The following is a 9,405-nucleotide window of genomic DNA, read 5'->3' as shown; positions in this document are numbered from 1 at the left end:
ACTGCACCGGGGACGGTGTGGGAGAGTAGGTCGCCGCCGGACAATCTTTCGTGAAGGGCCCCCACCGTCGGTGGGGGCCTTTCGTGTTTCCGGGACAGATACCGGTTTCGGGTGCCGGCTGTTCCAGATCACACCCGTCCGCGTCCCCGGCCAAGGGGATCGGAGCCCGGTGCCGACTCTCCCCGTTCTCCTTCAAGCCGCCGCTGACGACCTTCCCGGTGGAACGAACTGACCGCGTGCGGCCATCGGAGCCGGGCGTCCCCGCTCCATGGGCAGGCCGTCCGGGCGCCCGTCACCCATCCGGTTCCCCTCCTCAGGTCTGACGCGACCTGACCGAGCCGGATACGACATGCCCGGAAACACCGATGCACGCCGGGGCGGCCCCGCATGCCCGGGTGACCGGACCACCCGGCGTGTGCCGCGTGACCGGCGTTCTCCGCCCCGCGGGCCGGTCCGGGAGGCGAAGGAAAGGTCAGTAGGCTGGAGTCGTGGATTACCGAGCCGTTGAACAAGCGATCATGCAGCGTGGTGTGGAATGGAACTTCGAGCCCAGCCTCGACAGGATCGCCGCGCTCGTGGACCTGCTCGGCTCCCCACAGCACTCCTACCCCGTGGTGCACGTGGCGGGCACGAACGGCAAGTCGACCACGACCCGCATGATCGAGGCGCTCCTGCGTGAGCGCAACCTGCGCGTCGGCCGTTTCACCAGCCCTCATCTCGTCTCCATGCGAGAGCGCATCAGCGTTGACGGCGTCCCGCTCAGCGAGGAACGCTTCGTCGAGATCTACGCGGACATCGCGCCCTACCTCGAGATGGTCGACGCCCGGGGCAGGCGGCTCTCCTTCTTCGAGACCCTCACCGCGATGGCGTTCGCAGCCTTCGCGGACGCCCCGGTGGACGTCGCGGTCATCGAGACCGGGATGGGTGGCATCACCGACGCCACCAACGTCGCCGACGGCGCCGTGGCGGTCATCACGCCCATCTCCCTCGACCACGTCGACTACCTGGGGCCCGATGTCGGGACGATCGCGGGGGAGAAGGCCGGCATCATCAAGCCCGGCGCGGTCGCGGTGCTCGCCCAGCAGAGGCTGCCCGCGGCCGAGGTGCTCATGCGGCAGGTGGCCGAGGTCGGAGCCACCGTGGCCCGTGAGGGGCTGGAGTTCGGCGTGCTGAGCCGTGAACTCGCCATCGGGGGGCAGCTGCTCCGCCTGAAGGGGCTCAAGGGGACCTACGACGACGTCCTGCTCCCCCTGTACGGAGCCCACCAGGCCGGCAACGCCGCCTGCGCGCTGGCCGCGGCCGAGGCGCTCACCGGTGGTGACGAGCCCCTCGACGCCGAGCTGGTACGGCAGGCGTTCCTGGGGGTGCGTTCTCCGGGCAGGCTGGAGGTGGTGCGCCGGGGGCCCACGGTGATCGTCGACGCCGCGCACAATCCGGCGGGCATGCAGGCGTCCCTGGACGCGGTGCAGGAGGCTTTCGGCTTCGAGAAGCTCGTCGGCGTGGTGGCGGTGTTCGAGGACAAGGACGTCCAGGGCATGCTGGAGCTGCTGGAACCGATGATGGACGAGATCGTCGTCACCCGGAACTCCTCACCCAGGTCCATGGACGTCGACGACCTCGCCGCCCTGGCCGAGGACATCTTCGGCCTCGACCGGGTGTACCAGGTCGAGCGGCTGGACAACGCGATCGACCGGGCGATCGGCATCGCCGACGCCCTGGGGGAGTTCAGCGGGGCCGGGGTGCTGATCACCGGGTCCGTGGTCACCGCCGGCGACGCCCGGGTCCTGCTCAAGGTGGAGGAGTCCGGATGACCGGGAACGGGACGGCCCGGGAACCGGCAGGCGCCCTGCCGCCGGTGCGGCCAGGCGGGAGCGAGAAATGATCACGGTCACTCCGGGCATGCGGCGTCTGTGCGCCAGCGTGCTCGGCATGGAGGCGATAGTCGTCGGGTTGCTCACGCCGGTGGCGATCAACGTCCAGGGGGTCGAACCGGCCGTGGCGGCGACCGTCGGCCTCGGCCTGGCGTTCCTGTGCGTCGTGGTCATCGGCCTGCTCAAGCGGCCTTTCGCGTACGTGATGGGCAGCGCGATCCAGGTGCTCGCCATCGCCTCGGGGCTGATGGTGCCGACCATGTTCGTCCTCGGAGCGATCTTCGCCGCGTTGTGGATCACGGCGATATTCGTCGCTCGCCGTGTCGAGGGCGTGACTTCTCGCTAAAGTCGGCCAACATGGCCGTCCCTCCCATCCAGCCGACGCGGGCGGTGGCAGCCGGGCCCGCGGGCCTGGTGCGCGCGCTCCGTGTCTCCCCGATGCTCGACGTCGTGCTCGGGCTGCTCGTCGCGATGACGCTGCCGCTGGCGATCGTCGCCATTCCCAACACCATCTCGGTGGTCGCGGCCCTGCTGCCCCCGGACGTCTCGCAGATAGCGATGATCCGTGCGCACGGGCTGGCGTTGCCCGCGATGGTCCTGACCGTTCCGGTCGCCGTGGTGGTCCTGCGCCGGATGAGGGCGGCCCCGATGGTGGTCGCCGGGCTGGCACTGCTGGCCTTCGCCGACGCCGCCGGCGGGTACGCGGGCTCACCCGTGCCGGTGGGGGCCCTGCGGGTCCTGCACGGCGTGGGAGCGGGTCTGCTGGTCCCGGCCACGCTGATGGCCGTCTGGGGGCGCTCGCCGCTCCTGAGGGCCGTGTGGGGGGCCTCGCTGGCGGCGGCCCTGCTCGCCGCCCAGGCGCTCGCGCTCTGGCCGCTGGACCAGGTCGACTCCTGGCGTGTCACGCTCCAGCCGTACCCGCTGCTCACCGGGGCCGCGCTCGCGCTGGCCGCCCTCTACCTCGTGCTCTGGCTGAGGGAGGGCGAGGGCGCCGTGCCCGAGCCCGTCCTCGCCGGGAGCGGGCGGACGCTGTGGACGATGGCGCCCGCCGCGGGCGTCGCGGCCCTGGCGGTGGGCAGCACGTTCGACTGGCCGGCCGGCCTGGTGGTCCTGGCGGCCCTGGGCTCCGTCCTGTCGCTGCTGGCCCTGGCCTCGTGGGGGGCCTCCAAGGGGGCGGTGCAACGCGCTCCGGCGTACGCGATGATCGCGGTGGGTGTGGTGCTCCTGCCGACCGCGGCCCAGACCACCTACGTCGAGCTCGGCGGGCTGGGCGGTCCCGGGCTGTCCGGGCTCTGGCCGGCGTTCGCGATCGCGGCGGCGGCGGGTCTCGTGTCCGCCGCGCTGGTGAACCGGTCCGGCGACCCGGCGATGCCCGTGCTCACCGCGGGCGGGCTCGGGGTGCTGGTGGCGGGCCTGTGCGCGGTGCGGCTCTTCCTTCCCGCCTCGGCGGGGTTCTCGCTGATCCTCCCCTTCGTGCTGCTCGCGGTCGGCGCCTCGGTGGCGCTCACCGCCGCGCTGCGCTGCTGTGACGAGGGGGCCGCGCTGTCGGCGCTCTCGCTGTTCTTCCCCGCGGTGCTCGCGGGCTTCCTGCTGGGCAGCGGGGTCCAGGTGACCCGCCTCGAACCGGTCCTGAAGGAGACCAGCACCCCGCAGGCACTGGTCGACGGGTTCGTGGACGCCCTGCATCTGTGGGCGCTGATCGGAGGCGGCCTGGTGCTCGCGGTGATCGTGCTCGGTGCGGTGCTGGGCCGGTTGCGGCCCGGAGCGCCGACGGATCCGCCGGGGAGCGCCGCCACGGGCGTGGCGTCCCCGACCGGGCCGACGGCGGGCCTGGTGCCCTCTCCCGCCGGGGAGGCCGACCCGATGGGCGGTGGATGGCCGGGTGCCATGGCGTCCGGCCCGGTCGGCACGGCTTCGGGGGCGATGTCCTCCGGGGCGATGGCCGCCGCCGGGGGCGGGGCGGGAGCCGACGGGAGCGGCAGGGCCAGGCCCCGGCACGAGCCGGATCGCGATCCCTCCCGTGACCCCGCGCGTGACCCCGCCCGCGATCCCGGACGGGAGGCGGAGGGGGATCCCGGGCGGGAGCCGGACCCCGAGAGGGTCGCCACGCCGCCGGTCGTGGTGCCGCCGCCGGCGCCCTCGCCGGAGGACGGCCCCGGCAACGGCCAGACCCTGCGTTGATCCCGCCGGCCGGGGTGAAGCCGATCGCGGGGAAACACGCCGGGGACGGTAAACTTCGCGCGTTCATCGCAGTCGGCGACCCACGCATGTTCAAAGGAGAACGTCAGTGTCCGAGCGCACCCTAGTCCTGATCAAGCCCGACGGTGTGGCGCGCGGCCTCATCGGCGACGTGATCGCCCGTGTCGAGCGCAAGGGCCTGAAGGTCGTGGCGATGGAGCTGCGCACCCTGGACGTCGAGACGGCCAAGGCGCACTACGCCGAGCACTCCGAGCGGCCGTTCTTCAGCGAGCTGGTGGAGTTCATCACCTCCGGCCCGCTGGTGGCGCTGGTGCTCGAGGGGCCGCGCGCCATCGAGGCGTTCCGCTCCCTGGCCGGCATGACCGACCCGGTCAAGTCCCCTCCCGGCACGATCCGTGGTGACCACGCCCTGGAGATCGGGGAGAACGTCGTCCACGGCTCCGACTCCCCCGAGTCCGCCGCCAGGGAGATCAAGATCTTCTTCCCGGACCGCTTCTGAGCGTCCGCCCCCGCGTGACCTCCGGGCCCCGCCGTCCTTGTGGACGGCGGGGCCCGCCGCGTTTGGCGAGCTCAAGAATTTTGCCGGGGCAGGCCGGCTCATTGCGCTCAAGGGTGGGTACATCACGTTACGATTCGAGTGCGTTCCGTAGTTTTTCGCCGACCACCTGACGGAAGGAGGCCAGCCTTCCTCATGGGCAGCAATCTTGCTTTCCTGGGCCGTGACATGGCGGTCGACCTCGGCACAGCGAACACCCTCGTCTACGTGCGGGGCCGTGGGATCGTGCTCAACGAGCCGTCGGTCGTGGCGATCAACACCACGACCGGGAAGATCGTGGCCGTCGGCATCGAGGCCAAGCGGATGATCGGCCGTACTCCCGGCAACATCGTCGCCATCCGGCCGCTCAAGGACGGTGTCATCGCCGACTTCGACGTCACCGAGCGGATGCTCCGCTACTTCATCCAGCGGGTGCACAAGCGCCGCCACTTCGCCAAGCCGCGCATCATCATCGCCGTGCCGAGCGGGATCACCGGCGTCGAGCAGCGGGCGGTCAAGGAGGCCGGGTACCAGGCGGGCGCGCGCCGGGTGTACATCGTCGAGGAGCCCATGGCCGCCGCGATCGGCGCGGGGCTGCCGGTGCACGAGCCCACCGGGAACATGGTGGTCGACATAGGCGGCGGCACCACCGAGGTGGCGATCATCTCGATGGGCGGCGTGGTGACCAGCCAGTCGATCAGGGTGGGCGGTGACGAGCTCGATCACGCGATCATCGCCTTCGCGAAGAAGGAGCACTCGCTCATGCTGGGCGAGCGGACCTCCGAGGAGATCAAGATGGCCATCGGCTCCGCCTGCATGCTGCCCGAGGAGAGCCACGCCGAGATCCGGGGACGCGACCTGGTCAGCGGCCTGCCGAAGACGATCGTGGTCTCGGCCGCCGAGATCCGCAAGGCCATCGAGGAACCGCTGAACGCGATCGTCGACGCGGTCAAGACGACGCTCGACAAGTGCCCCCCGGAGCTGTCGGGTGATCTCATGGACCGCGGGATCGCCCTCACCGGCGGCGGGGCGCTCCTGAAGGGCATGGACGAGCGGCTCAAGGCCGAGACCGGCATGCCGATCCACCTGGTGGACAACGCCCTCGACTCCGTGGCGCTGGGGTCCGGCAAGTGTGTGGAGGACTTCGACGCCCTCCAGCAGGTCCTGGTCCCCGAGCCGCGGCACTGATGAAGGACACGCGCCGGGCACGGATCAACCTGGGGCTGCTGCTGGCCGCCGCGCTCGTGCTCGTGACCGTCGACCACCGTTCGGGGGACCGGTCGCCGTTCGGGCCGTTCCGAGGGGCCGGTACGACGGTGTTCGGCGTCGCGGAGAGGGCCGGGGCGGGGGTCGTGAGGCCGGTCGGAGGTTTCTTCGAGGCTATGACCGGCGCCTTCTCGGCGCGTGACCGGATCGAGGAGCTGAAGGCGGAGAACCGCAGGCTCAAGCGTGACCTGATGGCCCAGAGCCTGGACCGGGGGCGCTCGGAGGAGCTGCGCAGGCTGCTCGGCGTCGCCGGGACCGGCGGCTACCGGGTCCTGACCGCCCAGGTGATCGCGCGGCGGGGGGCGCCCGGCTTCGAGGAGGCGGTCGAGCTCGACGTGGGACGCGGCGACGGGGTCCGTACGGAGATGACCGTGCTGAACGCCGACGGCCTGGTCGGCAGGGTCGTCCGGACCGGCCCGTCCACCTCCACCGTGGTCCTGCTGAGCGACGCCGCCTCGGCGGCGGGGGCACGCCTGGAGGGCAGCAACGAGATCGGGGTGGTGCACGGCGTCGGGGAGAGCGGCCGGCTGGTCCGGTTCCGGCTGCTGGACTCGACCGCGCCGATCACCGTCGGGCACCGGATCGTGAGCTTCGGCTCCCATCGGGGCGTGCCGTACGTGGCGGGGGTGCCGATCGGGGTGATCGAGCGGGTGGAGGCCACGCCGGGGGAGCTGACCCGCATCGCGTACGCGCGGCCGTACGCCGACCTCACCGCCCTGGACGTGGTCGGCGTGGTGGTGCGGGCGCCCGAGCGGGCACCGCGCGACGCGGTTCTCCCCCCGTCGCCGCCCTCGGGGCCGCGCACCGCCGACGCCCGCCGCGTACGGCGAGAGGGGTTGTGAGCGATGGGCCGCACGGTGGCGTTCGCGGTGCTGGTCGTGGTGACCATGGTTGCCCAGGTGACCGTGGTCAACAGGCTCCCGCTGCCCGGGCAGGCCGCGCCGGATCTGGTACTGCTCGCCGTGGTGGGGTACGCGCTGGCCCGCGGTGCCCTGCCGGGCGCCGTGGCGGGGTTCGCCACGGGGCTGCTGAGTGACGTCCTGCCTCCGGTGGCGCATCTGTTCGGGCACAACGCGCTGGTGTTCTGCGTCGTCGGCTTCGTCGCGGGGCGGGCGGCGCGGGGCCGGCCGGGCGCCGAGCCGCTCGTGGCGCTGGCCTGCGCGGCGGCCGGGCCGATGATCGCCATGGCGACGGGTGCCCTGGTGGGGGATCCCAGGAGCGACCCGTCCGTGATCATGACGGCGTTGCCGCCGGCGGTGGTCTACAACCTGTTCGCCGCCCCGCCCGTGGTGTGGGCGGTGCGCAGGCTGGTCCGCGGGCCGGAGCCTCAACCGCTCCACCTGCGCGGGTACGTGCTGCGGGGCCGGGCGTGAGCACCGCCGGACGGGCGGGCGACGGGGCGTCGGGTGAGGCGGGTGGGAAGGGGCGGTCATGGGGTTGATGCGGGGGCGGCTGGTCGTGGTGCAGGTGCTGGTGGCGTCGATGCTGGCGGTGCTCGCGGTGCGGCTCTGGCAGGTGCAGGTGGTGCACGGGGCGCGCTACGTGGTGGCCGCGACCGAGACGCGCACGCGTGACGTGGTGGTCCCCGCGGTGCGGGGGCAGATCCTCGACGCGTCGGGCCGTCCGCTGGTGCGCAACCGGACCACGCTGGTGGTCTCGGTCGACAGGACCCGGTTGAACCGGATGGACGGCGACGGCCGGGAGGTGCTCCGCAGGCTGGGCGCCGTGCTCGGCCGCCGCCCCGACGATCTGCGCGAGCGGATCAGGGCGTGCGGTCCCGGGGTGGCCCGGCCGTGCTGGCCCGGTTCCCCCTTCCAGCCGATCCCGATCGACGCCGACGTCACCACCCGCGAGGCCCTGCAGATCCTGGAGCGGCAGGAGATGTTCCCCGGGGTCACCGCCGAGGTACAGGCCGTGCGGCAGTACCCGCGCAAGGGCGCGGGCGCGCAGGCGCTGGGCTACCTGCAGCCGATCACGCAGGAGGAGATGGACCGTCACGGCGGGCGCAGGCCCGCGTTCTCCGGGGTGGACCTGGTGGGCAGGGACGGGCTGGAGTCGGTCTACGACGTGCCTTTGCGGGGGACGCCGGGGACGCGGCGGATGCAGGTCGACCGGCTCGGCAAGGTCATGGGGGTGGAGCGGAACGTGCCGCCGGTGCCGGGGGACACGCTGATCACCAGCATCGACGCCCGGGTGCAGGCGGTGGCGGAGAAGGCGCTGGCCGAGGCGATGAAGGGGGCGCCCAAGGCCGACGGCGCGGCGGCGGTGGTCCTGGACGCCAGGACGAGCCGGGTGGTCGCGCTGGCGAGCGCGCCGACGTACGACCCGGCGGTCTGGACCGGGGGCATCTCCGAGGGCGAGTACCAGCGGCTGCTGTCGGGCAAGGCGGGGAAACCACTGGTGTCGCGGGCCATCAAGGGCGAGTTCGCGCCCGGCTCGACGTTCAAGGTGTCGTCGGTGGCGGCGATGCTCAAGGACGGCTACCCGCTGCACGGCCGCTACGACTGCCCCGGATCCTTCATGGTGGGCGACCGGCCGTTCAACAACTTCCGGGGCATCCCCCTGGGGTCGCTCACCCTGCACATGGCGCTGGTGAAGTCCTGCGACACGATCTTCTACCGGGCGGCCTACGAGCAGTGGCTGCGCGACGGCGGCCTCAATCCCAAGGGGCGGACCAAGGAGCCGATGGCCACCATGGCACGCGCCTACGGGTTCGGCCGCCCCACCGGCATCGACCTGCCGGGGGAGTCGCCGGGGAGGATCCCCGACCGGGCCTGGAAGAAGACCATGTGGGCGGCGACCAAGGAGACCAACTGCAAGCGGGCCAGGACCGGTTATCCGGAGGTGGCCAGGAAGAGCCCCAGCAGGGCGGCGTTCCTCAAGCGGCTGGCGTACGAGAACTGCCTGGAGGGGTTCCAGCTACGCCCCGGGGACGCGGCGAACTTCTCCATCGGGCAGGGTGACGTGCTGGTGACGCCGCTGCAGCTGGCGGCGGCCTACGCGGCGCTGGTCGGTGACGGCAGGCTGCGCAGCCCGCGGGTGGGCTGGGCGCTGGTGCGTCCCGACGGCACCAAGGTCAAGGAGATCAAGGTGCCGGTGACGGGCAGGCTGCCGCTCTCGCCGAAGGAGCGGGCCTACATCAAGGGGGCGCTGAGCGAGGTCGCCTCCGACGGCACCGCGGCCGGGGCCTTCTCGGGATTCCCCATGGACAAGGTCAAGGTCGGCGGCAAGACCGGCACCGCCGAGGTCTACGGCAAGGCCGACACGTCATGGTTCGCCTCGTTCGCCCCGACGGACAAGCCCCGGTTCGTGATCGTCGCCATGGTGTCGCAGGGAGGCATGGGCGGTCAGACCGCGGCTCCGGCGGTACGGAAGATCTACGAGGGCATCTACGGGTTCGCGCCGGACGGTACGAGGGCCGGCCCTCCGATCCTGGCGGGCGGGCGTCCGGCGAGCTCGCTCCCGGTGATCGCGCGGGACGGGACGGTGGCGCGGTGACGTCCGCCGGAGGGACGTCCGGCGGGGCGACGTCCG

The 9,405-nt window shown here is 72.4% G+C and carries 8 protein-coding genes; all 8 read left to right on the top strand.

Going from position 1 to position 9,405, the window contains the following annotated elements:
- Positions 1-518: 518 nt before the first annotated feature.
- The 8 genes from AB0G16_RS18670 to mrdA all read left to right on the top strand — a co-directional run bounded on the left by AB0G16_RS18670 (position 519) and on the right by mrdA (position 9,369).
- Positions 519-1,811, top strand: coding sequence for a folylpolyglutamate synthase/dihydrofolate synthase family protein (locus tag AB0G16_RS18670; RefSeq protein WP_362806104.1), 1,293 nt, complete (start codon positions 519-521; stop codon positions 1,809-1,811).
- A 67-nt stretch (positions 1,812-1,878) separates the two neighbouring features.
- Entirely contained in the window at positions 1,879-2,217 is a 339-nt protein-coding gene (locus tag AB0G16_RS18665; RefSeq protein ID WP_362806102.1) for a DUF4233 domain-containing protein, read from the top strand.
- An 11-nt stretch (positions 2,218-2,228) separates the two neighbouring features.
- Positions 2,229-4,052 (top strand): hypothetical protein, encoded by a 1,824-nt coding sequence (locus tag AB0G16_RS18660; protein ID WP_362806100.1) that lies wholly within the window; start codon positions 2,229-2,231, stop codon positions 4,050-4,052.
- 106 nt (positions 4,053-4,158) lie between these two features.
- Positions 4,159-4,569 carry a nucleoside-diphosphate kinase gene (ndk, locus tag AB0G16_RS18655; RefSeq protein WP_362806098.1) on the top strand — a complete coding sequence of 137 codons (411 nt, stop codon included), beginning with the start codon at positions 4,159-4,161 and terminating at the stop codon, positions 4,567-4,569.
- Between the two features lie 192 nt (positions 4,570-4,761).
- Positions 4,762-5,793 carry a rod shape-determining protein gene (locus tag AB0G16_RS18650; protein WP_362806096.1) on the top strand — a complete coding sequence of 344 codons (1,032 nt, stop codon included), beginning with the start codon at positions 4,762-4,764 and terminating at the stop codon, positions 5,791-5,793.
- Positions 5,793-6,713 carry a rod shape-determining protein MreC gene (mreC, locus tag AB0G16_RS18645; RefSeq protein ID WP_362806094.1) on the top strand — a complete coding sequence of 307 codons (921 nt, stop codon included), beginning with the start codon at positions 5,793-5,795 and terminating at the stop codon, positions 6,711-6,713. Before AB0G16_RS18650 ends, mreC begins: the two co-directional genes overlap by 1 nt.
- 3 nt (positions 6,714-6,716) lie before the next feature.
- The gene (mreD, locus tag AB0G16_RS18640) at positions 6,717-7,244 is read left to right on the top strand and encodes a rod shape-determining protein MreD (protein WP_362806092.1); all 528 of its coding nucleotides are present in this window, start codon (positions 6,717-6,719) and stop codon (positions 7,242-7,244) included.
- A 58-nt stretch (positions 7,245-7,302) separates the two neighbouring features.
- Positions 7,303-9,369 (top strand): penicillin-binding protein 2, encoded by a 2,067-nt coding sequence (mrdA, locus tag AB0G16_RS18635; protein WP_362806091.1) that lies wholly within the window; start codon positions 7,303-7,305, stop codon positions 9,367-9,369.
- Positions 9,370-9,405 lie beyond the last annotated feature (36 nt).

It is taken from the genome of Streptosporangium sp. NPDC023615 (assembly GCF_040640155.1).
Lineage (GTDB): Bacteria > Actinomycetota > Actinomycetes > Streptosporangiales > Streptosporangiaceae > Streptosporangium.
This window is presented reverse-complemented; position numbering and strand designations above follow the sequence as displayed.

What these genes read in the sequence shown, in the direction of transcription:
- mreD (WP_362806092.1), top strand. Translation starts at nt 6,717, where the DNA reads ATGGGCCGCACGGTGGCGTTCGCGGTGCTGGTCGTGGTGACCATGGTT.
- AB0G16_RS18650 (WP_362806096.1), top strand. Translation starts at nt 4,762, where the DNA reads ATGGGCAGCAATCTTGCTTTCCTGGGCCGTGACATGGCGGTCGACCTC.
- mrdA (WP_362806091.1), top strand. Translation starts at nt 7,303, where the DNA reads ATGGGGTTGATGCGGGGGCGGCTGGTCGTGGTGCAGGTGCTGGTGGCG.
- mreC (WP_362806094.1), top strand. Translation starts at nt 5,793, where the DNA reads ATGAAGGACACGCGCCGGGCACGGATCAACCTGGGGCTGCTGCTGGCC.
- AB0G16_RS18660 (WP_362806100.1), top strand. Translation starts at nt 2,229, where the DNA reads ATGGCCGTCCCTCCCATCCAGCCGACGCGGGCGGTGGCAGCCGGGCCC.
- AB0G16_RS18665 (WP_362806102.1), top strand. Translation starts at nt 1,879, where the DNA reads ATGATCACGGTCACTCCGGGCATGCGGCGTCTGTGCGCCAGCGTGCTC.
- AB0G16_RS18670 (WP_362806104.1), top strand. Translation starts at nt 519, where the DNA reads ATGCAGCGTGGTGTGGAATGGAACTTCGAGCCCAGCCTCGACAGGATC.